Annotated in this window: 25 protein-coding genes and 1 tRNA gene; 14 read left to right on the plus strand and 12 right to left on the minus strand. The window is 66.5% G+C overall.

All coding sequences use genetic code 11. The annotated features are described in order from the left end of the window. The first annotated feature begins 13 nt into the window (after nt 1-13). The 6 genes from rplM to maiA all read left to right on the plus strand — a co-directional run bounded on the left by rplM (nt 14) and on the right by maiA (nt 3,985). Nucleotides 14-442, plus strand: a complete 429-nt coding sequence (gene rplM / locus ERL55_RS02950) for a 50S ribosomal protein L13 (RefSeq protein ID WP_100324397.1) — start codon at nt 14-16, stop codon at nt 440-442. Nucleotides 443-445: 3 nt separating this feature from the next. After that, a complete protein-coding gene (gene rpsI / locus ERL55_RS02955; protein ID WP_100324398.1) occupies nt 446-838 on the plus strand; it encodes a 30S ribosomal protein S9 in 393 nt (130 codons plus the stop codon). A gap of 69 nt (nt 839-907) precedes the next feature. Continuing rightward, nucleotides 908-982: transfer RNA gene (locus tag ERL55_RS02960), tRNA-Gln, on the plus strand. A 312-nt stretch (nt 983-1,294) separates the two neighbouring features. Beyond that, the gene (locus ERL55_RS02965) at nt 1,295-2,038 is read left to right on the plus strand and encodes a 2OG-Fe dioxygenase family protein (RefSeq protein ID WP_129135100.1); all 744 of its coding nucleotides are present in this window, start codon (nt 1,295-1,297) and stop codon (nt 2,036-2,038) included. Nucleotides 2,039-2,254: 216 nt separating this feature from the next. Further along, complete coding sequence (locus ERL55_RS02970; protein WP_129135101.1) at nt 2,255-3,241, plus strand: fumarylacetoacetate hydrolase family protein; 987 nt, start codon at nt 2,255-2,257, stop codon at nt 3,239-3,241. 87 nt (nt 3,242-3,328) lie between these two features. Further along, complete coding sequence (gene maiA / locus ERL55_RS02975) at nt 3,329-3,985, plus strand: maleylacetoacetate isomerase (protein WP_129135102.1); 657 nt, start codon at nt 3,329-3,331, stop codon at nt 3,983-3,985. A gap of 90 nt (nt 3,986-4,075) precedes the next feature. Here the strand turns inward: maiA and ERL55_RS02980 are convergent, their stop codons facing one another. Beyond that, nucleotides 4,076-5,194: a PilT/PilU family type 4a pilus ATPase gene (locus ERL55_RS02980; RefSeq protein ID WP_129135103.1), complete on the minus strand. Its 1,119-nt coding sequence runs from the start codon at nt 5,192-5,194 to the stop codon at nt 4,076-4,078. A 91-nt stretch (nt 5,195-5,285) separates the two neighbouring features. Between ERL55_RS02980 and ERL55_RS02985 the strand changes: the two genes are divergently transcribed. The 5 genes from ERL55_RS02985 (at nt 5,286) to ERL55_RS03005 (ending at nt 9,790) form a co-directional block, all read left to right on the plus strand. Then, nucleotides 5,286-5,666 (plus strand): DUF4398 domain-containing protein, encoded by a 381-nt coding sequence (locus ERL55_RS02985; protein ID WP_129135104.1) that lies wholly within the window; start codon nt 5,286-5,288, stop codon nt 5,664-5,666. Between the two features lie 2 nt (nt 5,667-5,668). Further along, a complete protein-coding gene (locus ERL55_RS02990; RefSeq protein ID WP_129135105.1) occupies nt 5,669-6,259 on the plus strand; it encodes a hypothetical protein in 591 nt (196 codons plus the stop codon). Nucleotides 6,260-6,653: 394 nt separating this feature from the next. Beyond that, nucleotides 6,654-6,875, plus strand: coding sequence for a YdcH family protein (locus ERL55_RS02995; protein WP_129135106.1), 222 nt, complete (start codon nt 6,654-6,656; stop codon nt 6,873-6,875). Between the two features lie 112 nt (nt 6,876-6,987). Continuing rightward, nucleotides 6,988-8,364: a pyridoxal-phosphate dependent enzyme gene (locus tag ERL55_RS03000; RefSeq protein ID WP_129135107.1), complete on the plus strand. Its 1,377-nt coding sequence runs from the start codon at nt 6,988-6,990 to the stop codon at nt 8,362-8,364. 247 nt (nt 8,365-8,611) lie between these two features. Then, the gene (locus ERL55_RS03005; protein ID WP_129135108.1) at nt 8,612-9,790 is read left to right on the plus strand and encodes a cystathionine gamma-synthase; all 1,179 of its coding nucleotides are present in this window, start codon (nt 8,612-8,614) and stop codon (nt 9,788-9,790) included. A 60-nt stretch (nt 9,791-9,850) separates the two neighbouring features. On the opposite strand, the gene ERL55_RS03010 is transcribed toward ERL55_RS03005, so the two are convergent. The 10 genes from ERL55_RS03010 to gspG form a co-directional block, all read right to left on the minus strand. Next, the gene (locus tag ERL55_RS03010; protein ID WP_129135109.1) at nt 9,851-10,411 is read right to left on the minus strand and encodes a hypothetical protein; all 561 of its coding nucleotides are present in this window, start codon (nt 10,409-10,411) and stop codon (nt 9,851-9,853) included. Between the two features lie 13 nt (nt 10,412-10,424). After that, nucleotides 10,425-12,587, minus strand: a complete 2,163-nt coding sequence (locus tag ERL55_RS03015) for a secretin N-terminal domain-containing protein (RefSeq protein WP_129135110.1) — start codon at nt 12,585-12,587, stop codon at nt 10,425-10,427. A gap of 9 nt (nt 12,588-12,596) precedes the next feature. Continuing rightward, nucleotides 12,597-12,845, minus strand: coding sequence for a hypothetical protein (locus ERL55_RS15015; protein ID WP_206733352.1), 249 nt, complete (start codon nt 12,843-12,845; stop codon nt 12,597-12,599). Nucleotides 12,846-13,066: 221 nt separating this feature from the next. Beyond that, nucleotides 13,067-13,660 (minus strand): hypothetical protein, encoded by a 594-nt coding sequence (locus ERL55_RS03025; protein WP_129135112.1) that lies wholly within the window; start codon nt 13,658-13,660, stop codon nt 13,067-13,069. Then, nucleotides 13,657-14,751 (minus strand): hypothetical protein, encoded by a 1,095-nt coding sequence (locus ERL55_RS03030; protein WP_129135113.1) that lies wholly within the window; start codon nt 14,749-14,751, stop codon nt 13,657-13,659. Before ERL55_RS03030 ends, ERL55_RS03025 begins: the two co-directional genes overlap by 4 nt. Further along, entirely contained in the window at nt 14,666-15,712 is a 1,047-nt protein-coding gene (locus tag ERL55_RS03035) for a type II secretion system protein GspK (protein WP_164972101.1), read from the minus strand. Before ERL55_RS03035 ends, ERL55_RS03030 begins: the two co-directional genes overlap by 86 nt. Before the next feature lie 40 nt (nt 15,713-15,752). Continuing rightward, complete coding sequence (locus ERL55_RS03040) at nt 15,753-16,316, minus strand: type II secretion system protein (RefSeq protein WP_164972102.1); 564 nt, start codon at nt 16,314-16,316, stop codon at nt 15,753-15,755. Between the two features lie 20 nt (nt 16,317-16,336). Next, entirely contained in the window at nt 16,337-16,786 is a 450-nt protein-coding gene (locus tag ERL55_RS03045; protein WP_206733353.1) for a prepilin-type N-terminal cleavage/methylation domain-containing protein, read from the minus strand. Continuing rightward, nucleotides 16,783-17,187 (minus strand): prepilin-type N-terminal cleavage/methylation domain-containing protein, encoded by a 405-nt coding sequence (locus tag ERL55_RS03050; RefSeq protein WP_164972104.1) that lies wholly within the window; start codon nt 17,185-17,187, stop codon nt 16,783-16,785. Before ERL55_RS03050 ends, ERL55_RS03045 begins: the two co-directional genes overlap by 4 nt. A gap of 5 nt (nt 17,188-17,192) precedes the next feature. Next, nucleotides 17,193-17,648 carry a type II secretion system major pseudopilin GspG gene (gspG, locus tag ERL55_RS03055; RefSeq protein WP_206733354.1) on the minus strand — a complete coding sequence of 152 codons (456 nt, stop codon included), beginning with the start codon at nt 17,646-17,648 and terminating at the stop codon, nt 17,193-17,195. Nucleotides 17,649-17,758: 110 nt separating this feature from the next. Between gspG and ERL55_RS03060 the strand changes: the two genes are divergently transcribed. The 3 genes from ERL55_RS03060 to ERL55_RS03070 all read left to right on the plus strand — a co-directional run bounded on the left by ERL55_RS03060 (nt 17,759) and on the right by ERL55_RS03070 (nt 22,677). Next, nucleotides 17,759-19,468, plus strand: coding sequence for a GspE/PulE family protein (locus ERL55_RS03060; RefSeq protein WP_129135118.1), 1,710 nt, complete (start codon nt 17,759-17,761; stop codon nt 19,466-19,468). A gap of 41 nt (nt 19,469-19,509) precedes the next feature. Then, complete coding sequence (locus ERL55_RS03065; protein WP_206733355.1) at nt 19,510-20,676, plus strand: type II secretion system F family protein; 1,167 nt, start codon at nt 19,510-19,512, stop codon at nt 20,674-20,676. Between the two features lie 387 nt (nt 20,677-21,063). Further along, a complete protein-coding gene (locus ERL55_RS03070; protein WP_129135120.1) occupies nt 21,064-22,677 on the plus strand; it encodes a hypothetical protein in 1,614 nt (537 codons plus the stop codon). A gap of 536 nt (nt 22,678-23,213) precedes the next feature. Here ERL55_RS03070 and ERL55_RS03075 read toward each other — a convergent pair. Then, entirely contained in the window at nt 23,214-23,951 is a 738-nt protein-coding gene (locus tag ERL55_RS03075) for a hypothetical protein (protein ID WP_129135121.1), read from the minus strand. Between the last annotated feature and the right edge of the window lie 69 nt (nt 23,952-24,020).

Consider the following 24,020-nt stretch of genomic DNA (forward strand, 5'->3'; position numbering starts at 1 on the left):
CCAGTATTCCGTCATGAAGACTTTCACCGCCAAGTCCGAGACCGTCCAGCGCGACTGGTACCTCGTCGATGCCTCCGGCAAGACGCTCGGCCGCCTCAGCAGCGAAATCGCCCGCCGCCTCCGTGGCAAGCACAAGCCCGTCTACACCCCGCACGTCGATACCGGTGACTACATCATCGTGATCAACGCCGAGAAGGTGGCCGTGACCGGCAAGAAGCTGACCGACAAGCTCTACCACCGCTTCACCGGCTACATCGGCAACCTCAAGACCGAGACGCTGGCGCAGGCGCTGGAGCGTCATCCGGAGCGCGTGATCGAGACCGCGGTGAAGGGCATGCTGCCGAAGAACACGCTGGGCCGCGCGATGTACCGCAAGCTCAAGGTCTACAAGGGTGCGGAGCATCCGCACACCGCCCAGCAGCCGCAGCCCCTGGAACTCTAAGTCATGGCTATCACCCAGAATTACGGCACCGGCCGTCGCAAGTCCTCCGTCGCCCGCGTGTTCCTGCGCAAGGGCAGCGGCAACATCAACGTCAACGGCCGTCCGCTCGACGAGTTCTTCGGCCGCGAGACCGCGCGCATGATCGTGCGCCAGCCGCTCGAGCTGACCCAGTCGACCGACAAGTTCGACGTGCTGGTCACCGCGTCCGGCGGCGGAACCACCGGCCAGGCCGGTGCGATCCGCCTCGGCATCGCCCGCGCGCTGGTGGAGTACGACGAGTCGCTGAAGACCGAGCTGCGCAAGGCCGGCTTCATGACCCGTGACGCCCGCGAGGTCGAGCGCAAGAAGGTCGGTCTGCACAAGGCCCGCCGCGCCACCCAGTTCTCCAAGCGTTAATTCAATCGCGCCGGGCCTGCGTACCCTCTGTACGCATCCGGCCGGTCGACGCTACAATCCGCTTCCCACAGCCCCGTCGCCAAGCGGTAAGGCACCTGACTCTGACTCAGGCATTCGGAGGTTCGAATCCTTCCGGGGCTGCCAGATCCACCTCCCGCCACGTGCGGGAGGTCCGAAGAACCCGCCGCAAGGCGGGTTTTTCCGTTGTGGAGGGAGGGCAGCCGGCCGCTGCGATGTGGACGGCCGCAATCGTGGACGCTTGGCGCCAGCGGTGTTCCCAGCCCAGACAGCCGCGGGCACCCGCAGCACGACGTGGGGTGCGCGGATCGGCTCCGTGTTCCCGGGCGTCCGCCTGCTGCCGGGGATGGCCGCGCCCCAGACAATCGCGCTGGTTCCGCCAGCGGCGTGGCAGGACAATATGCGGGCGGCGGTTCGCCGCGCACCCCCGGACCCCACATGACGCCCGACCTCGCTCCCCCCTGCACCCCGCTTGCCGATGTCGCCGGGGCGATGCGTACGCATGGCTATGCCGTGCTTGCGGCGGACGACGTGGCCGCACTTGCCGGCGTGCCGGTGGCGGCGTTCGATGACATCCGCGAAAGCTGGGAACGGTTGCCGCCCGACACCTACCTGCTGGATGGCGGCCGCTATCGCCGTCGCCGGCATTCGTGCTTTGTGGTCGACCACGAAACAGGCGGGCTGCAGCTTGCGCCGCACCGCGCGCACTGGCAGCCGCGCGACTACAACGCACTGCATGGCGGCATGCGCCGCTGGTTCGAGCCGGTCGAGGAACCGGTGGTGGCGGCACCGGCGTGGACCGGTCTGCTGCAGGGACTTGCCGGTCTCGGCGACGCATTGCGCGGCGCGCAACCCTGGTACGTGGAAGCGCACCAGTTCCGCATCGACACCAGCGACGGCATCGGCCGGCCGACGCCCGAAGGCGCGCATCGTGATGGCGTCGACCTGGTCGCCGTGTGCATGGTGGGCCGCCATGCGATCAAGGGCGGCGAGACCCGGGTGTTCGACGCCGATGGCCCGGACGGGCAACGCTTCACCCTGTCGGAGCCGTGGTCGCTGCTGCTGCTCGACGATGCGCGGGTGATCCATGAGTCCACGCCGATCCAGCCGGTGGATGGGCACGGCCATCGCGACACGCTGGTCATCACCCTGCGTGCGGGGAACTTCCAGGGCGACGAGTAAGGCGCGCCGTTGCCGCGGACCAACGTGGATCAACGCGGATCGAGATGCCCTGGGGCGCGCACGCTTCCGCGAACTATTCAGCCCAGCCTGCCTTCGTCACCTGTGCGGTGTGGCAACGCTCCTTCCCGGCGCTGATCCGCGCTCACCCGCGGCGGAAGCCACGGCCCGGACACGGCCGTTACAATTGCCGGCCTCTAATGTTCTTGCGGAGCGGCAATGAAGCTTGGTTCCCTGAAGGAGGGCGGCCGTGACGGCACCCTCGTCGTCGTCTCGCGTGACCTGGCCCGCGCCGTGCGCGCCGATGGCATCGCGCCGACCCTGCAGCGCGCACTCGAGGACTGGTCGAACACGGCCCCGCGCCTCAACATGCTCGCGCAGCAGCTGGAAGCCGGTGATGCCGCCGGCGCATTCGACCTCGACGTCAGCGCGCTCGCATCGCCACTGCCGCGCGCGTACGAATTCGTCGACGGTAGCGCCTACCTGCCGCATGTCGAACGGGTGCGCCGCGCGCGTGGTGCCGAGGTGCCGGAGAGCTTCTACACCGACCCGCTGATGTACCAGGCCACCAGTGCCGGCTTCCTTGGCCCGCGTGATCCGGTGCGCGTGGTCAGCGAGGACTACGGCATCGACCTCGAGGCCGAGATCGTGGTGATCACCGACGACGTGCCGATGGCCGCGACGCCGGAAGAGGCCGCGGGGCATATCCAGCTGGTCGGGCTGGTCAACGACGTGTCGCTGCGCAACCTGATCCCCGGCGAGCTCGCCAAGGGCTTCGGCTTCCTGCAGTCCAAGCCGCGCTCGGCGCTGAGCCCGGTGTTCGTCACCCCCGACGAACTCGGCGATGCCTGGCAGGGCAACAAGCTGCACCTGCCGCTGGTGACCCACGTCAACGGCGAATGGTTCGGCGCGCCGGAGGCCGGCGTGGACATGCAGTTCGACTTCGCACAGCTGGTCGCGCATGCAGCGAAGACGCGGCCGCTGTCGGCCGGCACCATCGTGGGCTCGGGCACCATCGCCAACCAGGACACCAGCAAGGGTGCCTCGTGCTTCGCCGAGAAGCGCACGGTGGAAGCGCTCGAGCACGGCAAGCCGCTGACCCCGTTCCTCTCCTTCGGCGACACGGTGCGCATCGAGATGCTGGATGCGCACGGCGAGTCGATCTTCGGCGCGATCGAACAGCGCATCGAACGACAGGCGGTCTGAGCACCGGCGCGCGCGGCATTCCCCGCGCGCGCTGAACGCGTTAAGGTGCACGGCTGGCACGGGGGTGCCCAAGGGGAACGGGGACACATGAGCGAGCGCCTGGCGCTGTATTCCTACTGGCGATCGAGCGCCGCCTATCGCGTGCGCATCGGCCTGAACCTCAAGCGCCTGCCGTACGACATCGTGCCCGTGCATCTGGTACGCAACGGCGGCGAACAGCTTGCGCCGGAGTACGCCGAGCACGCGCCGCAGAAGCTGGTGCCGATGCTGGTGCACGGCCAGCGCCGCATGCGGCAGTCGCTGTCGATCCTGGAATACCTCGACGAGGTCTGGCCGGAGCCGCCGCTGCTGCCGTCGACCGCGCGTGGGCGCCAGCGTGTGCGCGAACTGGCGCAGCTCGTCGCCTGCGAGATCCATCCGCTCAACAACCTGCGGGTGATGCGCTTCCTCGAGCACGAATGGAACGTGCCGCAGCCCGAGCGCGAGGTGTGGCTCAAACACTGGATGGTGGAAGGGCTGGGTGCGTTCGAGGCGCTGCTTGACGGCCATCCGTCCACCGATGCCTTCTGCGAAGGGACGACCCCGGGGTTGGCGGACTGCTGTCTGGTGCCGCAGCTCTACAACGCCCGCCGGTTCGGCGTCGACCTGTCGCCATTCCCGACGCTGCTGCGCATCGAGCAGGCCTGCCTGGCGCTACCGGCGTTCGATGCTGCGCGCCCGGAGAAGCAGCCCGACGCGCCCTGAGGCGCGTCGGCAATCGTAGTTACGGCCCTGCCGCGACGCAGGGCGGGTGAAGCGGGGCAGGGCGCCGGATGCTGTCCGGCGCGCCTGCAATCAGCGCAGCATTTCCTCGCCGTGCGAGTACACGTCGGCGTAGGGATCGTGCACGTCGCCGCCTTGGGAGAGCCGGAACTTCAGCGCCAGGCCATCGCGCGAGTCGGCCGCCTTCAGCGCCTCCTCCATCTCGATGCGGCCTTCCTTGTACAGGCGGAACAGGCACTGGTCGAAGCTCTCCATGCCTTCCTCCAGCGACTCCTCCATCGCCTGCTTGATCTCGTGCACCTGACCGCGGCGCAAGAGGTCGCGGATCATCGGCGTGTTGATCAGCACTTCCGCCGCCGGCATGCGCCGACCGTCCCGGCCGACCACCAGGCGCTGGCTGACCACCGCCTTGAGGTTGAGCGCGAGGTTCATCAGCACGTTCTTGTGCGCGGCCTCGTTGAAGAAGTTGAGGATCCGCTCGATCGTCTGGTCGGCGTTGTTGGAGTGCAGCGTCGCCAGGCACAGGTGACCGGTCTCGGCGAACGCGATCGCGGCCTCCATCGTGGTGGCGTCGAGGATCTCGCCGATCAGGATGACGTCGGGCGCTTCGCGCATCGCATTCTTGAGCGCGTTGTGGAACGTGTGGGTGTCGAGCCCCACCTCGCGCTGGTTGACGATCGACTTCTTGTGCCGGTGCAGGTATTCGATCGGATCCTCGATGGTGAGGATGTGCCCGGAGGTGGTGCTGTTGCGGTGGTCGATCATCGACGCCAGCGTGGTCGACTTGCCGGAACCGGTGGAGCCGACGATCAGCACCAGCCCGCGCGGGGCCATGACGATCTCCTTGAGCACCTGCGGCAGCTGCAGTTCCTCGATGGACGGTATGGTGCTGCGGATCGAGCGGATCACCATGCCCATCTCGCCACGCTGCTTGAACACGTTGACGCGGAAGCGCCCGGCGTCCTGCAGCGACAGCGCCATGTTGAGCTCGAGCTCGCGCTCGAACACCGGCACCTGCCCCTCATCCATCAACGAATAGGCGATCTTCTTGACCATCCCGGCGGGCAGCCCGGTGTTGCCGAGCGGGTACAGCTTGCCCTCGACCTTGATGTACACCGGCGCGCCGGTGGTCAGGAACATGTCCGACGCGTTCTTTTCCGTCATCAGCTTCAGGAAATAGCCGATGTCCATGCACGATCCCCTTGGTGTGGCCCGCCGGTCATTGCGCGGCGGGCACATGCTGCAGACAATTGGCCGCAGGTTCCCCTTCCGGCGCGGCCCGATGTCCACTTTCGCACACTTCCCACGGTTCCTGCAGGCCTGCGCACTGGCAAGCGTGCTGGCGCTCACAGCTTGCGCCACCGTTCCGCCGCCCACGTCGGAGGTCTCGACCGCGCAGCAGGCGGTGAGCCGTGCCGCCGGTGCCGATGCCGACCAGTACGCCTTCCAGGACATCGAGCAGGCGCGCGCACTGCTGGCGCAGGCGCAGTCCGCGCTCGCCGCCGGCCGCGACGCCGAGGCGCGTTCCGCCGCGCTGTCCGCGGCCGCGCTCGCCGACCTGGCCGCGGCCCGAAGCCGCGAGGCGGTCGCGCAGTCCGAACTCGCCCGCCACCGCGCACAGATCACCGACCTGCGCCGTCAGCTGCAGATCGACGAGGAATGAACATGAAAGCCACCGTTGCCGCGTTGCCGCTCTTCCTGCTGGCGGTCGCCTTCGCTGGGCCGGCCTGCGCCCAGGCGATCGACGAGACCGGCATCCTCGGCCGGCGCCTGCAGGCGCTCGAGGCGGACCCCGCCACCAGCGGCTTCGCGCAGCTGGAGCGCCTGCAGGCGCGCCAGGCGATCGATGCCTACGCCAACGCCCGCGCGCGCGATCGCGATGCACTGCGCCAGGTGGCCGGCTGGCGCGTGGACACCGCGGAAACCGCGGTGCGTACCGAGGCGCTGCGTCGGGAGATCGACCGCCTCGACCGCACCCGCGCCGATCTGCTGGTCGAAGCCAGCCGTCAGGAAGCCGCCCGCGCGCGCGCCGAAGCCGAGCGGCTGCGCATCCAGGCACAGATCCAGGCCGAGGAGGCCGCGCGCCTGCGTGCGGCCGCGGATTCCGAATTCACCGCGCGCCAGCAGGCGGAAACGGTGCTCGAAGGGGTGGCCAGCGACCAGGCCGCGAAGCTGCGGGCCGCGCGTGCGCGCGACGCCGAACTGGCCCGCCGCGAAGCCGAGCTGATGCGGCAGGCCGAACAGGACATCGACTGAGTTCGCCTTCGGCCTGGGCCGCGTGCTCAGACGGGGTTCAATAAAATCAAGGGCTTGGGTGAATGGGGCGTGGTCGCGCAGTGATGCGATAATCGCCCCGCGGGTGTCACGTCACCCCATCTGACCGGTCCCGCAACACGGTCGCCTGGGCGCTTGCCGGCCCTGTGGCCGAGGAGTAGGGTCGGATCGAAGCGGTGCCATCGCGGCACCGCCATCCAGGCCACTGCATATGTCGTACGTGCCCATTGCCGAAGCCGCGTCAGCCCGCCCGACCGCGGTGCTGCGCGGCCGGATGGCAGGGCGCACCCCGCATGGCCTGACCCCCTGGAACGCCCCGGTATCCGCCGGGGCGTTCCTGTCTGTGCAACAGAGCTGCTGACAGGAGGCTTCCATCATGTTCGAAGGGCAACCCCAGGCCGAAATCGAAGCGGTGTTCCAGGCCAATCCAGAATTCCGGCGCCTGTACCACCACCACAAGGAACTGGACAAGAAAGTCATGGATGCCGAACTCGGCGTGCTGCCGATCGATGAGACGACCCTGGCGCAGATGAAGCGCGAAAAACTCCAGGCCAAGGACCGACTGGTCCAGATGTACGACAGCCTGCAGAACCACTGATCGTGTCCCAACCCGCGGGCGCCCCCGGTTCCCTCGTCGGCCGGGGCCGCCCGCGGGGTATCGGGGAGACGGGGATGCGATAATCGGCGGTCCGCTCAAGCCTGCGATCCCGATGCCCATCCACGCCTCCGTCCTCGAACTCATCGCCGACACGCCGATCGTCCGCGCCCAGCGCCTCGACACCGGCGTGTGCGAGCTCTACTTCAAGCTCGAGAACCAGAACCCGGGCGGGTCCATCAAGGACCGTATCGGCATGAGCATGATCGAGGCCGCGGAGGCCCGCGGCGACATCAGGCCCGGCGACACCCTGGTCGAGGGCACTGCCGGCAACACCGGCATTGGCCTGGCGCTGGTAGCGCAGCAGAAGGGCTACCGCCTGGTCCTCGTCGTCCCGGACAAGATGAGCCGCGAGAAGATCTTCAACCTCAAGGCGATGGGCGCCGAAGTGGTGCTGACCCGCTCGGACGTCGGCAAGGGGCATCCGGAGTACTACCAGGACCTCGCCGCGCGCGTCGCCGCCGAGACCCCGGGCGCGTACTTCATCAACCAGTTCGGCAACCCCGACAACCCGGCCGCGCACGAGCACGGCACCGGGCCCGAGATCCTGCGGCAGATGGCCGAGGTCGGCGGGCTGGATGCGATCGTGTTCGGCTGTGGCAGCTCCGGCACCATGACCGGCCTGTCGCGCTGCTTTGCCGAGCACGCGCCCGATGTGGAGATGATCCTCGCCGACCCGGTCGGCTCGATCCTCACCGAATACATCAACGAGGGCACGCTCAGCGACAAGTCCGCCAGCTGGATGGTCGAGGGCATCGGCGAGGACTTCCTGCCGTCGATCTCCGACTTCTCGCGGGTGAAGAAGGCCTATGCGATTGGCGACAAGGAAAGCTTCCTGACCGCGCGCGAGCTGCTGGAGAAGGAAGGCATCCTCGGCGGGTCGTCCACCGGCACCCTGCTGGCCGCGGCGCTGAAGTACTGCCGCGAGCAGGCCACGCCGAAGAAGGTGCTGGTGTTCGTCTGCGACACCGGCAACAAGTACCTGTCGAAGATGTACAACGACTACTGGATGCTCGACAACGGCTTCCTCGAGCGTGAGCAGCACGGCGACCTGCGCGACCTGATCCTGCGCCCGTACGCACAGCGCGACACCGTGGTGGTGGCGCCGACCGACCTGCTGGTCACCGCCTACCAGCGGATGAAGCTCTACGACGTCTCCCAGTTGCCGGTGATGGAGGGCGACCGGCTGGTCGGCATCGTCGACGAGTCCGACGTGCTGCTGCACGTGTATGGCGAAGAGGCCCGCTTCCGCGACCCGGTCTCGACCGCGATGGTCAGCAAGCTCGACCGGCTGGACGTGAAGTCGCCGATCGAGGCGCTGCTGCCGGTGTTCGACCGGGGGCAGGTGGCGATCGTGGTCGACGGGGAGCGGTTCCTCGGCCTGATCACCCGCATCGATCTGCTGAACTATCTGCGGCGGCGGGTGCAGTAAGACGGATCCACCGCCTCGATCCTCACTCTGCCGTCCGCGGGAGAACCTGCTCAAACCCTTCTCCCGCGCGCGGGAGACAGATCGGCAGGAGTGCCGATCTGGACGGCGAAGCCGCCTGCAAGGCGAGCGACATGGATGTCGCGAGTCCAGGTGGCCCAACGGGCCGGATGAGGGCGCTTTGCGTCACCACTGAACCGAAGATTCAGCCCTCGCTGCTAGAATCGGGCCACTTTTACGGAGTCCCCCGATGTCCGACAAATCCCCCGCGCATGACGAGCGCGCGCTTTCGCTCGCGACCCTGGCGATCCACGGCGGTCAGCATCCGGATCCGTCCACCGGCGCGGTGATGACGCCGATCTACGCGACGTCCACCTACGCCCAGTCGAGCCCCGGCGAGCACCAGGGCTTCGAGTACTCGCGCACGCACAACCCCACGCGCTTCGCCTATGAGCGCGGCGTCGCCGCACTCGAAGGCGGCAGCCGCGGCTTCGCGTTCGCTTCGGGCCTGGCCGCGTCGTCAACTGTGCTGGAACTGCTGGATGCCGGCAGCCACATCATCGCCATGGACGACGTCTACGGCGGCACCTACCGCCTGTTCGAGCGTGTCCGCCGCCGCACCGCCGGGCTGGAAGTGAGCTGGGTCGACCTCAGCGACACCGACGCATTCGAGGCGGCGATCCGCCCCGAAACCCGGATGGTCTGGATCGAGACGCCGACCAACCCGATGCTGAAGCTGGTCGACATCGAGAAGATCGCCGCGATCGCCCGAAAGCGCGGCCTGCTGGTGGTGGTCGACAACACCTTCGCCTCGCCGATCCTGCAGCGTCCACTCACGCTGGGTGCCGACCTGGTGCTGCACTCGGCAACCAAGTACCTCAACGGCCACTCCGACATGGTCGGCGGCATGGTCGTGGTTGGTGACAACGCCGAGCTCGCCGAGCAGCTGGCGTTCCTGCAGAACTCGATTGGCGGCGTGCAGGGTCCGTTCGACAGCTTCCTCGCCCTGCGTGGCCTGAAGACGCTGCACCTGCGCATGAAGGCGCACTGCGAGAATGCGCAGGCGATCGCCGAGTTCCTGCAGGGGCATTCCGCCGTGGAGCAGGTGATCTATCCGGGGCTCGCGTCGCATCCGCAGCACGAGCTGGCAAAGAAGCAGATGGACGGTTTCGGCGGCATCGTCTCGGTGCGCGTCAAGGGCGGCTACGAGGCGGCCAAGCGCTTCTGCGAGCGCACGCAACTGTTCACCCTGGCCGAATCGCTGGGCGGCGTGGAGAGCCTGGTCAACCACCCGGCGGTGATGACGCATGCGTCGGTGCCGGTGGAGCGGCGGGCGACGCTGGGGATTGCGGATGATCTGGTGCGGTTGAGTGTGGGGGTGGAGGCCGCGACCGATCTGACTTCCGATCTCGACGCAGCCCTGCGATAACAGAAAAGCCCCGGGTAACCGGGGCTTTCGACCTTTACGAACGGTCCAACGCGCCGTTTTCTACTTCGTCAGAGGACATTCGATCCGCACGCCTTCCCGGCCTGCCTTGCTCAATGTGTCCCAATAGAAAGCGCAGGCGAGCATGTTCGTGCTCGAGCTCTTCATCGCCGACATGGCGTTCACCATGAGCTGGGGTTGCCCGACGATCTCATCCAGCCTGCTCTGGTCCACATCCTCTTCGGCGAACTGCAACGTGCCCGAGCCATCGAGCTCGTGCACGTCCTTCAACAGTTCGACGAGTCCGAATTCATTGGTCGGAGCCGAGGAGCCCGGAGCAGGATCACCGCCAAGAATCACCTCGACGCGCACCTTTTCCCCTGCGCTGGCCAGTGCCTGCTCCGCGTCGGGGGGCAGCGTCACCTCGATCTTGACTCCAGTCACCTCGGGCGGCGGGCCCGCAGGGGAGTTCGCCACCTGGGCCGGCACCGTCTGATCCGCGCTCGACGCAGTGGCGGTCTGGTCGCCATCCGCGTCGGTATCGGCTTCCCGGCGCGCACAGCTGGCGAGCAGCACGGCGAGCGCGAGGAAGGCTGTCATTTTCGTTAGAGCGTTGAGCTTCATCGGGTAGTCCGCGTCAATCAGAAATGGGAGGGGAAAGCAGCAACGGCGCAGGGGGACGCTGAGGGGGCAGTACCGGGCCTGGCGGTTGTACCGGCAACGCCTCTTCCAGATCCAGCAGATCGAAGCGGTCGGCGACCACTCGGCTGAGCTCGGTTGCCTGATCCTGTGATTCCACGATGTACGGAATGATCAGGAGCACGAGCTCGGTCTTTGCCTGCTTCAAGGTCTGACTCTTGAAAAGATTGCCGAGGATGGGAACATCCTTGATGAACGGTATTCCGCTCTCGGTATTGGTGTTGCTCGTCGATATCAGACCGGCCATCACCACGGACCCGCCATCCCGAAGGCTGAGGGAAGTGTTGAGGCTGCGATTGAAAATCGACGGCGATCCGGCCGTTGAGTCGGAGCTCAGCGGAAGCGCCTCGCTGACTTCCTGGCTGATCTCCAGGTCGATCCGGTCATCCGAATAGACCGTCGGCTTGATGTTGAGAATTACGCCCGTCTTCCGATACTGGATCGACTGCAGCAGGTTGGTGTTGCCATCCGTCTGCTGGTTCGAGGTCGTGGTCATGGTGACTGTCGGAACCTCCGTGCCGACGTCGATGCTCGCCTCGCTGCCGCTTTTCACCAGCAGCCTCGGCGTGGAAAGGATGCTGACACGGTTGTCGGATGCGAGCGCCGTCAATGCAAGCCGGTTCTGACCTGCAACATCAACCAGGTAGGTCAGCCCACCTGATGGTCCCGGGTTGTTTCCGCCGGAGCCGCTACCGCTGTAGATGCTGCCGTCGAAGCGCCCCCAGCCATTCTTGGCGAACCAGCTCAGGCCGTACTCGAGATCGTCATTGAGCGTTACCTCCGCGATCGTGACTTCGATCATGACCTGGCGAGGCGCGCGGTCCATCTGGCGGATCAAGCCGAGCATCCGTTCCCATTGCGCGGGATCACCCTGGAAGATGAGCGCATTGCGTGGCTCGTCGACGAGGATCGACGAGCCCGGTGCCGTGCGAACTGCGGCTGCACCCTGGCTGGGCGCTCCGCCAGCAGTCCCTGCCCCCGCCGTAGCGGCCGGAGTGTTGGCGGTGGTCCCCTGAAGGCTGTTGGTAAGCACACTGGCAATGTCGATCGCCTTCGTGTTTCGCACCTGGTAATAGAACATTGATTCGGAACCGGCGTGCTGGCTCGGCCGATCGAGTTCGCGTGCCCACGAGACCGCGTAATTCAACGTGTCCTGGCTGGTCGCGAACACGATGACGGAATTCGCTGCAGCGATCGGCAGCACGATCACGCTTGCGGGCGAACCGGCGCTACGGTTTGCGCTGTACCCCTGGAGATTGAGGACTTCAGTGAGCCGGTTTGAAAGTTCGTCAGCCGTCATGAAGACAGGCTCGAGCCGTGTGCTGACCCGACCCCGCATCAGCGGCCTGTCAAAGACACGAAGTGCTTCGATTGCCTGACGCACCTGGCTCGGGCGCCCCTGCAGCAGGATTGCATTGCGCGCGGTCTCCTCGGTGATGCGCAACTCCTGGCCGAACAACGTCGTCAACCAGCGAACAGCGTCACCGCTACGGACCACCTCAAGCTCGATCAGCTGGAACACGGGCCGATGGGAAGTGGGAACACTTGGTAATGCGCGACCGCTGACAACCAAAGGGGGGGTCGCGGACGTGCCCTGCGCCGCCATCCGCAACTGCACCAGGCCACCCTCGAACTCCACGGACACCCCATATTCCGCCAGCACCTGTCGTGTGAGGCGGAACAGTTCGATCGGGCGCAGGTTCTCCTGGGTGTTGAGCGTCACCAGCTCCTGAAGTTGCGCTACCTGTGGGTCGATGTTGAGGTTCAGGCCGAGGATATTGTTGAACACCTCGTTTGCCAGAACGGTGATCGGCAAGTCCTGTACGTTGATTCGTACGGGCGTGTCGGGCATCGGCGGCAACATTTCGCCGGAGCCCAGTGAAACGCTTGCACTGCTGGGCATGTCCACGCGCGGCGTGGCGCTCTGGACCAGATCCGTGGGCTGTGCGCTGTTGTCCACGATGGGGTCGGCCTGCACATACTGCGGCTTCGCTGGAACAGCGAGCGGAGCTGGTGCGCGGGTCCGTTCGTGTGGGCTTGCGCAGGCCGCCAGGAGCGTAACGGCAAACGCGATGCCGATGGTTGGGCGATAAAAGGTCATGAAGCTCTCTTATTCCGAAGCAGCTGGCGTGACATCACACGAGCCCGACGAGCGGATGGGTTGCTTGCGGTGCATCTGGTAAACGCGTGTGCAGCCTTCGAGGTCAACTGTGATTGTGTCGCGGTCGATGCTGACCAGCCTGCTTCCATCCGGCAGCAATTCCCCGGCGACGAGGCGGCGCGCCTGCCTGGTCCCCGCTTCAATCACCAGTGCCTGCGTAAGTCCGGCTTCGGTCAGCCCGGCAAGCTGCCATGCCACGGCTGCAGACGGTGCGTCCCCACCCTCCGATGCGTCCGCCTGCCATCGCAACTTCCCTGCCTCGGTGAAGGCGTCGGAGGAGAAGCGGGCGATCTGCTCGCGCGGGGGGAGCGACCATTGGCCCACATCGTCACGTTGACGCGGGATGGGCGGCGGTGGCCACGAGGCACCAATGATAAGGCCTCCTATGATGCAAGCTGCCACGACAAGGTACACACGCCTCATGGCGTTGCCTGCTGGTCAGCCGGCGCAATCCGGTAGAACGCATTGACGCCAAAGCTCGCCAGCTGATTGACGTCACTGCGAATCTCCGCGCTCTCGATCACGACGAGATTGGCACTGCTCTCGATCTGTCGTGCCACATTGAGGGCCTCGCGTGCCGTCATCCCGGCGCGCAGGGTGGCGCGAATCCGGAACAGGCCTGGCATCGATTCCACCGGGGCCGCGCCCTCCACGGAAATGCGAACGCTTTCGGTGTCGGCGATGCTGTTGCCCAGCCCGGCAAGCCAGCCCTGCACGGCGGCCTGCGCAACGCCGCTGGTGGGGGCAGATGGAATCTCCGCCAGAAGGCTTTCGTGCAGCTCAGCCGACTCGCGCTGGCGCGCGATCCAGACGTCCTGGCCCTGCAACGAACGGATCTGGCGCAGACGCGCCTCCTGCTCGATGGACATGTCCTGCGCGTGCGATCGCAGACTCTCGAGTCCCTGCAAGCCAAGGACGGCAGCGAGAACGCCGATCACCAACAATGCCCATCGCAACCAGGGGGTCGCGTTGAGCTGCTCGCGAAGCTTGGCAGTCAGCTGGGCTCGATTCACGTCTCACCAGTCGGCGGCAGCACGGGCGTGATAAGCGCGCGGATAACGATCTCGCCACCACGCCCGACATCAGTGGTAACTCCTTCGAAATAGGGCGAGGCTTCCCAGGTTTCGACCAGGGACTGCGGATCCGCGTTTGCTCCTGACAATGTGATCTCCACGCGTTCCGGCACCGGCTGGCTCCACTGAGAGATGTGCGCATCGCCGGGAACAAGCCGGGCGGCTTCGGCCAGCAGCTCGATGAGCGAGCGGGGAGCGCGCAGGGCGATCAGCTGGTCGATGGCAACCCGATGGCCGTCAGCGGCTTCGCGCGCCGCAAGAATCCGCTTGAGCGGATCGTCGAGCTGCTCCGCTGCGCGCTCGGCCTGCAAGGTGTCCAGGTGACTCCTCAACAGACTGCCCGTCTGTACTGCCGCAATGGTAACCACCAGCAAGGCTGCCGCGAGAGCGGCAGTGGGTAGATGCCGCTCCAGTCCGGAGAGCTGCAAGGACGCGCGCCCCGTGCCCGTCCGAGCGCCCCAAGGCCTGGCCTGCGTACTCGACTCCACTGCCGCGGGCGCGCCCACCCCCGGGGATACCTGCCCTGCGGCGCGGACATAGCTGTGCCATTGCTCGGCGGTGGGTAACGTGGGCCACCATCGACTGGCGGTCAGCGATCCTTCGTGCCAGACGCGCCCCTCGAAACCTTCGTGAAGCGCGAGAAGCTCGGCCCCGGTGGTATGGGGACTTCTGACATACAGGGGTTCGGGCTCGAAGCGGACCTTGCCCACGCGCACCTGCCTTGACGACAGCAGTTCCTCGACCCTCGATCGCGACCAGTACCACACTGCGGCCCGGCCATCGGGCCCCCAGGCAACGCCAAACTCCGGGTCCGGGAACGGCGCGGCACGCCGTACGGCCAGGCCGACGAAATCGCGCTGCTGCTTCTCCGGAACCCGGCTGGCATCCACGTGCACGAACAGGCAAAGTGCCCGCCCGACGAGGCAGACGAGGGCATCACTGCCTTCACTCTCCAGCGTCAGGTTCGAGTCTTTTCCCAGCAGGATCCGGCGGGGTGAAAAGCGGCGTTGAAGGCGCTTCACCCAGGGCATCGTCCGATTGATTCTCACGCGCGAGGATGACCTCGTAGTCGATTTGCCAAGGCGGACCACCGATGGCGTAAGGCGTCAGGCTCCAGTGAACGAGTCTCTTAACGCCTCGACGACGATCCCACAGGATAAGGTTGCCGGCCCGGTTTGGAAAGAGGGTGACGTTGTCCTCCATGAAAGGCGGGATGGGGAACAATTCCCGCACCTGCCAAACGGAGACGATCGGGGAGTGCACCCGGTATGAAACCAGTCGCTGTGCGCTGGCCTCGTCCATGCCCGGGATCAGCGCCAGCACGCTTGCGGGAGCACTGTTGAGGTTGATGGTGCCACCGCGGTGCGCGGAAAGAATGCCCAGAAGCCGGTCATCGTCCAGGGACGCAAGCGCGTCATCCCATTGCAGGATGCGCCGGAACTCCAGGGGCGTGGCAACGGCCCGGTTGGGCGGCGGCGGGCGGCCAGCCTTCTCGTAATGCTCCGCTTCGGCCCCGTCCAGGCGGTGGAGTGAGTCGGGATCCTGATAGTCGAGCCGTTTGGCTTCCAGGCCGGACCACTGTTCGGGTGGCACCCCCAGCTTGGAGTAGAAGGCCTCGAGCAGTGCAGGCGAAGCCCAGTTCGGGCTCAGCAGCCCTGCATCGTCCTGCAGTGCGAACGCCGCGTTTCCGAGGCCCCGGTAGCTGGTCCCATCGAGCCGGATGTCGTTGCCCGTGGGTAGCGCACTTGCGCCATCCGCATCGTCATCGAGCATTGCAGCCGTTGCAGCAGGCGATGGGAGCGCCGCAAGGCCGGCAATGTTTCGCCGATGGGTGGAGAGCATGAACAGCAGCGTCTCCTGCGTGGAGCGCATATCGAGATCGCCCTCGAAGCGCTCGATCTCGACCTGGGCTTCTTCCACTGCGCGCCGCCCGGACGTGGCAACCGCCGACGCGAGTACGGTCAGCACCACGACCAGCGCCAGCACGATCACGAGTACGAAGCCGCCTTCTGACTGGCGGCGCCGCTTCGGACTAATCCGTCTCGGGTTCATACATCACCGGAACCGGATTGCGCATGCCGATCACCGGGGCCAGCCAGACCCGCTGATCCCCAAGTGCGCCTTCAAGAACCAGACCCACGGCGGCCGGCAGGTGGTCGTTGAGGCCCAGCGCGGGTGGCCATTGCGGGTGCAGGCCACCTTCCGGGTCGAGATACTCGAATCGGGCGTCGGCGACTTCACCCAGAGGCAGCTCCAGCGCCTGGCTCCCTTCCTCCAACGACAGGACCACCACGCCACCCGCCCCGCGTTCGATCCGCCAGCTCACCGCGGTGGCGCCACCCTGTGTTGCGAGCACCGGTTGCAGTGTCACGCCTGTCCACTGGTCCCCTTGGCCCGCGAAGGGCGTATCTTCCACCGGGTGCAGCCCCCGGACTGACGATTCCAGCCAGCTGCGCGACAGCATCATCTGCCGGCCCTGCAGGGTCAGGGTTTCGATGGCGGCATTTGCGCGTCGCCATTGCCCCAGTGACTGGAACCCGAGCGCCAGGGCCATGCTGGCGATGACCAGTACCACCAGCATTTCCAGCAGGGTCATGCCGGACTCACTGGACCTGCTCATTCTTCTTCCAGGTTGATGGGGCGGGTGATCTCCCATCCGGCCTTTCGGAAGTTGAAGGTCCGTACCACGCGCTCGTCGCGCAGGGCCTCCACCTCGACGTCGTAGAGGATGAAGTCGAACTGGGTGGGAAACCCGACGCTGCTCAGCCCTGGCCGACGCTCCGTCAGTTCCGTGGCCTGCCAGCGCACCTGCAACGGCCCGATGTCGCGCTCACCCCTGGGGTGTTCGAAAGGATTGATGTCCTCGACCAGTGCCAGTGCGGTGCGGGCGTCCTCGAGCGACCGCGCCTGTGCCTGCGCCCGGGTCAGTGCGAAGGTGGATGTGGACAGCCAGCTGTAGAGCGCCAGCAGCGACGTGGCCATGACCACCATCGCCACGATGGCCTCCAGCAGGGTGAACCCGGTCGCGCGCGCACGTACGGGCGGTCGGCAGGCGCGCACCGTCACTGGCCGTCCGCAGCAACGCGGCGCACCGCGCAGAACGGTGCTGCCACACGGAAATCGATGAGCTGGCGCGTGGTATGCAGGATGCCCGCGGCATCCGAACACGCACCGTTTGCGCGCACCGTCAGTGGTGAGTGCATTTCGAGGCGCCAGCCGTCGGGCAGCTCGACGTGCGTCGCATCCGGTATCGCCAGGTCCTGGGTCGTAGGGTCCGGCAGGACAAGTTCGCGTCCGGCCGCGCGCGCGCGCAGCGGCAGCGCGCTGATGGACTGCAGCACCTCGTCCACCTCACCGGCTTCGCGCCAGCTGGTGATCATCCGGTAGCCCGCCGGGGCCACCAGCGACGTCGCCAGCGCGAGCAGGGCAACCACCACGAGGATTTCCAGCAGGGTATAGCCCCGCACGCGACTCACGAATCCGGCAGTTGACCGACATCGGCGTCGTGGCCCTCGCCACCGCGCTGGCCGTCGGCACCGAACGAGTACAGGGTGAAGGAATGGTGCCCGGACGGCCTGGGCGAGTACTGGTACGCATTGCCCCATGGATCCTGCGGCACGCCGTCTTCCAGGTAAGGACCCTGCCAGCGCTGCGCCATCGCAGGGTCTGTCGGGCGTTCCGTCAGCAGCCGGAGGCCTTCCTCCTGCGTCGGCACCCGGCCGATGTCCAGGCGCATCGTTTCCAGAGCCCCGCGCAGCATCCGCACCTGGGTCTCCGCGGTCTGCACCTTGGCGCGGTCCGCCTGGCTGAAGAGCCGCGGCCCGACCAGGCCCATGATGAGGCCGATGATCACGAGGACCACGATCATCTCGAGCAGGGTGAACCCGCGCGCCAGGCGGGGCTTGGAGGGATGGCGGCGCATACGCATGTCGGAGATCCAGGACGGGACCCGCCCATTCTATCCGCGCGCAGGCGTGCGGGGAGGGGTTGTAGTCGGGCCATGACACAATACGCGCCCGAAATGCCGCCGGATCCGTAATGAGTGCCCAGCCTGCCATCGGGGATGCGCCCCCCCTGCTCGGTGAGCTGCTGCTCGCCCGCGAGGCGATCCGGCCTTCCGATCTCGAGCGGGCGCTGGAACTGCAGCGCTCCGTGGGCGCGCGGCTGGGCAGCTTGCTGGTGCGCATCGGTGCGTTGTCGGAAGACCAACTGGTCGAGGCACTGTCCAGCCAGCTGGCGCTGCCGGTTGTCGGGCGCGACGTCGCCCTGCCAGCGACGCCCGGCGAATGGGTGCTTCCCGAAGGTGGGGGTGAACCGGGGTTCGACTGGCTGCAGGACCGCGAGGTGCTGCTGTGGCAGGACCCGGATGGCCAGGCCTGGTGTGCGGGTCGGGATCCGCTTGATCCCTCGCTGCGCGAAGCACTGGACTATCTGTATGCCGGTCGCGACATCCGCCCGGCGCTCGCGCCGGCCCAGCTGGTGGAACGCACCCTTGACCAGCTGATCAGGGAGCAGGGCGAGGGCGGTCGCTACGACGGCGACGATGTTCGCCACCTTCGCGAGCTGGCCGAAGAGGCGCCGGTGGTCGAGCTGGTCAACAACCTGATGGCGCAGGCAGTGGAGCAGCGCGCCTCGGACATCCACCTGGAGCCCGAAGAACACCAGTTCGTGGTCCGCTTCCGGATCGATGGCGTGCTGTATGCCCGCCTGCGCCTGCCACGCGAGCGCTTCAATGCCGTGGCATCGCGCCTGAAGCTCATCTCCGGCATGGATATCGCGGAGCGCCGGTTGCCGCAGGACGGCCGCCTGAGCACGCGGGCCAGCGGCCAGCTGATGGACATCCGCGCCTCCGCGCTGCCCGGTGTTCACGGCGAATCGATCGTGCTGCGCCTGCTGCCCAAGGAGCGCAAGGATCTTGCGCTGGAGCGGCTGGGCATGGAGGCCGACCATCTGCAGATGCTGCAGGGATGGAGCCGGGAGGCTCACGGCATCGTGCTGGTCACCGGCCCGACCGGTTCGGGCAAGTCGACCACCCTGTACGCCACGCTGGCCGCCAGCAACGACGGGCTGAAGAAGATCATCACCGTCGAGGACCCGGTGGAATTCCAGCTCCCCGGCATCACCCAGATCCAGGCCCATGCCGATATCGGGCTGACCTTCGCGACCGCGCTGCGGTCCATCCTGCGCCAGGACCCTGACGTGATCATGGTGGGCGAGATCCGCGACCGCGAGACCGCCGAGATCGCCATCCAGTCCGCGCTGACCGGGCATCTGGTGCTGTCGACCGTGCATACCAATGACGCGCTGGGTGCGTTCACCCGTCTCATCGACATGGGCGTGGAGCCGTTCCTGGTCGCCACCCCGCTGAAGGGGGTGCAGGCGCAGCGGCTGGTGCGGCGGCTTTGCGCCCAGTGCGCCCGCCCGGGCGCATCCGTGCTGCCGGCCATCATGGAGGAAGCCGCGCACTGGGCCGGGCGCGTCCTTGGCGCAGGCTCCGAGCCAAGGTGGATGGAGGCCGTCGGCTGCCCCCACTGCCAGGGCACGGGGTATCGCGGCCGCGTCGGTATCTACGAACTGGTGCCGGTCGACGAGGCCATGCAGCAGTCGGTGGTCGCGGGTGCAACGCACCAGCAGCTGCGTGCCATGGCGCGCGAGCGCGGCTACCGCTTCCTGCGCGAGGACGGCCTGCTCAAGGCCTGGCAGGGCATGACCACGGTGGATGAAGTGCTGCGGGTGACGGCAGTCTGATGGCGAGGTTCCGGTTCAAGTCGATCAACGCCGAAGGGGCGGTGCTCGAGGGCGACATCGCTGCCGCGACCGAGCGTGAAGCGGCGCGGCTGCTCGAGCGCCGGGGGTTGTCGGTGGTATCGCTGCGCCCGGACAAGGTCCAGGCCCTCCCGGGCAGGCGGGGCCTGCGCGAGCGCCGCATGCGCGGTCGCGACGTCATCCTGGCGCTGCATGAACTCTCCACCCTGCTGGAGTCCGGGGTGGGCCTGGCCGAGGCGGTCGGCGCGCAGTCCCGGTCGGCACACCATCCGCGCCTGCTCGCGGCCTTCGAGACCATTTCGGCCGCTCTGCGTCGAGGTCAGTCGTTCTCGCAGGCGTTGCTCGACACCGGCCTCCCGTTGCCGCCATACGTCGGGACCCTGGTGCTCAGCGGTGAGAAATCCGGCCAGCTGGGCAAGGCGCTGCGGGATGCGGTGAGCCAGATGGAATACGACCAGCAGGTGCAGTCGGAGATCCGCCAGGCGCTGACCTACCCAGCGGTGCTGGTGACCGCGGGCATCGGGGCGGTCATCCTGATGTTCACCTTCGTCGTCCCCAAGTTCGCCACGCTGCTGACGCGCGCGGACGAGCTTCCATGGCTCGGGTGGGCCGTGCTCAGTACCGGCATGTTCGCCCGTGAATACTGGTGGGTGCTATTGGTGCTGCTGGCAGGGGCAGGCGCTGCAGCCTGGCGCTCGCTGCAGGATCCGCAGGCACGGGCCAGGGGTTACGAGCGCCTGGAATCGCTGCCGGTCATCGGCGCCTGGCGGGTGGAGGCCGAGACCGCGGCGTGGGCGCGCATCCTCGCCACGCTGCTGGGCAACCGGGTGCCGCTGCTGGATGCCTTGTCACTCGCCCAGGCCGGCGTGCGCGCGCCCGGCCGGCGCGCACGCCTGGATGACGTGGTGCGCAACGTCCGCGCCGGCGCGACGCTTGCGGACTCCCTGGAGGAGCAGGCCACCCTCACCGCCACCGGCTACAACCTGATCCGAGTGGGCGAACGCTCGGGCGAGTTGCCCGCCATGCTGCAGTCACTCGCACGGCTGTGCGAAAACACCGGTCGCGCCCGCATGAAACAGTTCCTTGCGCTATTGGAGCCGCTGGCGATTTTGCTCATAGGTTCGGTGATTGGCGTGATCATGATCGGGATCATCCTGGCCATCACCAGCGCGAACGATATCGCCGTCTAGCACGACATCAGCTAACGCGCTGAGCGCGGTGCTCCGCACGTCGGCAAAATTGGCCAAAACCCTTGCTTTTTCTGTGAAGGGCGCGTCAATTTTCCGTCGCATGTGACGATGTAAGCAGTCCCATGATGATGAATAGGCCCGTCTCCTAGTCAGGTAGTCGTCCTGATCCTGAAGAGGCGGGATCGTGCTTGACGCTGCACTAAGGGTTGGTTAACGTTCGGCGGTAGCTTGCGGTTCGGGGGGTCCGGGGGACATGTCGTCTGTCCAGGCTTCAAGGATGCAACCGGTTGCCAGAGGGTTCGCCCGACGGTACCGGGGAGAACGGGTAACCGGTAAGAGCTACTTGCAAACTAAACGTTTAGTTGCCTACACCTAATGGAGTTACAGATGACGAAGTTCAACAAGACCCTGCTCGCCGCTGCTGTGGCCGCCGCGGTCGCGCTGCCGGGCCTCGCCTCGGCGGCCTCGCTCTCCTATGAGGCGAACCAGCAGATCACGTTCGCCAAGGACCTGATCGTCAATAACGGCACCACCATCAACACACCCAGCGAGCTCACCTTGCGCGCCACCGGCGATGACGCCACGCGCATCGCGACTGTTACGCCGGCCAACAATGCTGTTACGGTCAAGGTAACGCTGACCAACGGTGCGAAGTTTGACGCCACCGCTGACGCCCGTACCTTCGTGGAGGGCTTCCTTGTTGGTGCCCAGCTGGGCGGCACCGGCCAGAACCTCGTTGGCCTCCTGGTTGGCGCGCCGTACTACTCGGCTGACGGCCAAGAACTGAATTTCACCTTCAATGCTCCGGGGCAGGGCGCGGTGGGCGCAGCTGGCGACTACGCGCTGCGTCTTAACAGCATGCAGGTGACGAATCTGGTTCAGGGTCTTTTTACCCAGAATTTTATCGGTGCGGAAATCACTGCCCAGAACTCGGTCGGTCAGCAGATTCTTGCTGCGGGTGAAACGATTGCCCGTTCCGTTTGGGGTTTGAACATTACGTCCAGCCCGGCTGCTAACACCGACACGCGCATTGACGTTGCTGGCGGCGGTACCGGTGCCAACGCATACGGCCGCAAGACCCGCTTCTCGCCGACGGGCTCCGTGGGTGGCGCAAACGTTCCTGCTGCCGTCAACACGCTGTGGTCGCCTGGCTCGATCGTCATCGACATCGCCAAGGCCATGGAGACCGGTGCGGGTGCGACCGAGAGCTATGTCAACAACTTCAGTGCTGTGGCTACTAATCCGCAGTACAACGTTGTTGCCACCGCGCAGATCAAGATCGACGTGAAGGGCTCGAACCTGAGGGCGTTCGGCGGCGGCGATGCTTTCCTTAATTCCGCTGCAAGCTGTGATGCGACGGGCAGCCTCGCCGGCGTCGTGAACGCCGCGGGCGATACGATCGCATTCGAGGCAGCAGCCAGCAATGATCTGTTCGCCAACGTCACCAATGCTTCACCGACTCCCAGCACCGTGTACGTCTGCCTGCGTGCCGATGATAGCGATGAGATGATTGCGCAGGCGCTGTCGGCCAGCGTCAATGTCGATTACCAGCTGTCGACCCAGCGTCGCAACCCGCCGGCCGTTAACGTTAACCTGTCGCCGCTGCAGATCAACGGCAGCACGATGGTGTTCCAGAACGTCAACCCGGGCGCCAACAGCCGTGCGCAGTCGTTCCTCCGCATCACCAACAACACTGCGGACGTCTGCCCGGTCACGCTTGACGCCAAGGACGACGCAGGTCGCCTGAGCGGTGAGGTCACCTTCAACCTGCCGGCGCACGCCTCGCAGCACTTCAACTCGGACGAGCTGGAGAACGGTTCCTCGAAGGGCAACGGCTCCTTCGGCGACGGCACCGGCCGCTGGTACGTGCGCGTCACCGCCGAGTGCGATTCGTTCAAGGCTTCGGCGCTGAACCGCAACCTCGACACCGGCGTGGTCACCAACCTGACTCCTGAGAAGGAACAGGGCATCGAGTGGCTGACCCCGAGCACCCGTCTGTAAGAAGGGCGCTCACCGGTCGTCTTCTGACAACCGGCGCTAGATAAGGCGGGGGGCGCAAGCCCCCCGCTTCTTTTGTTTTCAGCGCGGCCTCAGGCGTGGGCCCAACCGCGCGGATCCGCGATGACCAGGTGCTCGGCCCTGCTCAAAGGGTCACCGCCGGGTCGATCAGGGTGTTTGTCACTGAGGTGTTACACGCGGGCATGGCTGCCCCCGCTGCGACCGGCTGCAGCGAATGCAAAGGTTCATGCTTGGCCGGTAGCCCGTTCACATGGATCGGGCGTAGGTTCGGGTCGTCGGCTCTGGTGGTTTGGAGCCAGTCGGGTGCACGCATCCGGCCTGCGGCGCCACGGGGATGTGGCGCTCCCACCAATGCCATCCCGCCTCAACGTGCTCAATGGCGCGCGAACGGCCATTGCGCGGTGGTTGCCCTTCGACTATCGCGTGTGCGGTGTTGCGGAACCAGACGAGTCGACCCGCTCACCCGTGGGCGGCGGCAGTCTGCCTCGGGCGGCCGCCGGCACCGGGTCCTGCGTTACTTACGGCGCGCTGTCCGCGTCTTCGTCCACCGGCGGGGCGCCGAGCTTGTCGTCCATACCCGCAAGAACGACAGCATAGGCCTCGGCCTGTTTCACCCACACGTCGGCATACGCTGCAAACGCCGGGTCGTCCGGGAGGGTGGGGCAGGCGGTTGCGCGGCAACGCGTCGCCAGCATCTGCTGCGCCTCACGCTCGATCCCCGGGCGCACCTGCTGGATGGACGCGGCATAACGCGCTTCCAGCCCGTCTGATGCTTCCTGCAGTGCGGCACGCTGCGCTTCCACACTGCTCAACCCGGACTGCCAGCTCGTCGCTCCGCTACGGTCGAGCAGGGCGTGCGCGCGCAGCGCCCAGGTCACCCGCATCTGCCAGCTACCGTATTCCACGGCGGTGCGAACTTCCTTGTTCGAGCAAGACGTATCGGCGGGCTGCGGAGCGGCCGGTTCGCCGTTCTGCCAGGCAAGCCACGCGCGACGCTCCTCCGCTGTCGCCGCAAGCGCAGCGCGCGCGGCAGGGTCGAGCCAATTGCAACGCGTGTCGAGCGCAAGCATGCGATCGAGTTCTTCGACCTGCCGCCCTGCCAGCTCACGCTGCTGCGCGGTGGCCGGAGCCGGAACCTCGAACGTCGGCAGGGCTTCCACGGGCACGTCCTCGACAACGGGGGTCGTCGGGGCGCAGGCGGCGACGCCCAGCGTGAGTGCGATGGCGGCGGCGAGACGGTGGGTCAGTCGGTTCATGCTGTCGATATCCGGATGGTCGGTCGGTTGCGCCGCGGCGGTCGACGGCGGTAACGCCTTGCCGCAATG

This window comes from Luteimonas sp. YGD11-2 (genome assembly GCF_004118975.1).
Lineage (GTDB): Bacteria > Pseudomonadota > Gammaproteobacteria > Xanthomonadales > Xanthomonadaceae > Luteimonas > Luteimonas muca.

Bases quoted from the DNA above. Each gene is read 5' to 3' on its own strand.
- rplM (WP_100324397.1), top strand. From the start codon at position 14: ATGAAGACTTTCACCGCCAAGTCCGAGACCGTCCAGCGCGACTGGTAC.
- rpsI (WP_100324398.1), top strand. From the start codon at position 446: ATGGCTATCACCCAGAATTACGGCACCGGCCGTCGCAAGTCCTCCGTC.
- ERL55_RS02965 (WP_129135100.1), top strand. From the start codon at position 1,295: ATGACGCCCGACCTCGCTCCCCCCTGCACCCCGCTTGCCGATGTCGCC.
- ERL55_RS02970 (WP_129135101.1), top strand. From the start codon at position 2,255: ATGAAGCTTGGTTCCCTGAAGGAGGGCGGCCGTGACGGCACCCTCGTC.
- maiA (WP_129135102.1), top strand. From the start codon at position 3,329: ATGAGCGAGCGCCTGGCGCTGTATTCCTACTGGCGATCGAGCGCCGCC.
- ERL55_RS02980 (WP_129135103.1), bottom strand. From the start codon at position 5,194: ATGGACATCGGCTATTTCCTGAAGCTGATGACGGAAAAGAACGCGTCG.
- ERL55_RS02985 (WP_129135104.1), top strand. From the start codon at position 5,286: ATGTCCACTTTCGCACACTTCCCACGGTTCCTGCAGGCCTGCGCACTG.
- ERL55_RS02990 (WP_129135105.1), top strand. From the start codon at position 5,669: ATGAAAGCCACCGTTGCCGCGTTGCCGCTCTTCCTGCTGGCGGTCGCC.
- ERL55_RS02995 (WP_129135106.1), top strand. From the start codon at position 6,654: ATGTTCGAAGGGCAACCCCAGGCCGAAATCGAAGCGGTGTTCCAGGCC.
- ERL55_RS03000 (WP_129135107.1), top strand. From the start codon at position 6,988: ATGCCCATCCACGCCTCCGTCCTCGAACTCATCGCCGACACGCCGATC.
- ERL55_RS03005 (WP_129135108.1), top strand. From the start codon at position 8,612: ATGTCCGACAAATCCCCCGCGCATGACGAGCGCGCGCTTTCGCTCGCG.
- ERL55_RS03010 (WP_129135109.1), bottom strand. From the start codon at position 10,411: ATGAAGCTCAACGCTCTAACGAAAATGACAGCCTTCCTCGCGCTCGCC.
- ERL55_RS03015 (WP_129135110.1), bottom strand. From the start codon at position 12,587: ATGACCTTTTATCGCCCAACCATCGGCATCGCGTTTGCCGTTACGCTC.
- ERL55_RS03030 (WP_129135113.1), bottom strand. From the start codon at position 14,751: ATGCCCTGGGTGAAGCGCCTTCAACGCCGCTTTTCACCCCGCCGGATC.
- ERL55_RS03040 (WP_164972102.1), bottom strand. From the start codon at position 16,316: ATGACCCTGCTGGAAATGCTGGTGGTACTGGTCATCGCCAGCATGGCC.
- gspG (WP_206733354.1), bottom strand. From the start codon at position 17,648: ATGCGTATGCGCCGCCATCCCTCCAAGCCCCGCCTGGCGCGCGGGTTC.
- ERL55_RS03060 (WP_129135118.1), top strand. From the start codon at position 17,759: ATGAGTGCCCAGCCTGCCATCGGGGATGCGCCCCCCCTGCTCGGTGAG.
- ERL55_RS03070 (WP_129135120.1), top strand. From the start codon at position 21,064: ATGACGAAGTTCAACAAGACCCTGCTCGCCGCTGCTGTGGCCGCCGCG.
- ERL55_RS03075 (WP_129135121.1), bottom strand. From the start codon at position 23,951: ATGAACCGACTGACCCACCGTCTCGCCGCCGCCATCGCACTCACGCTG.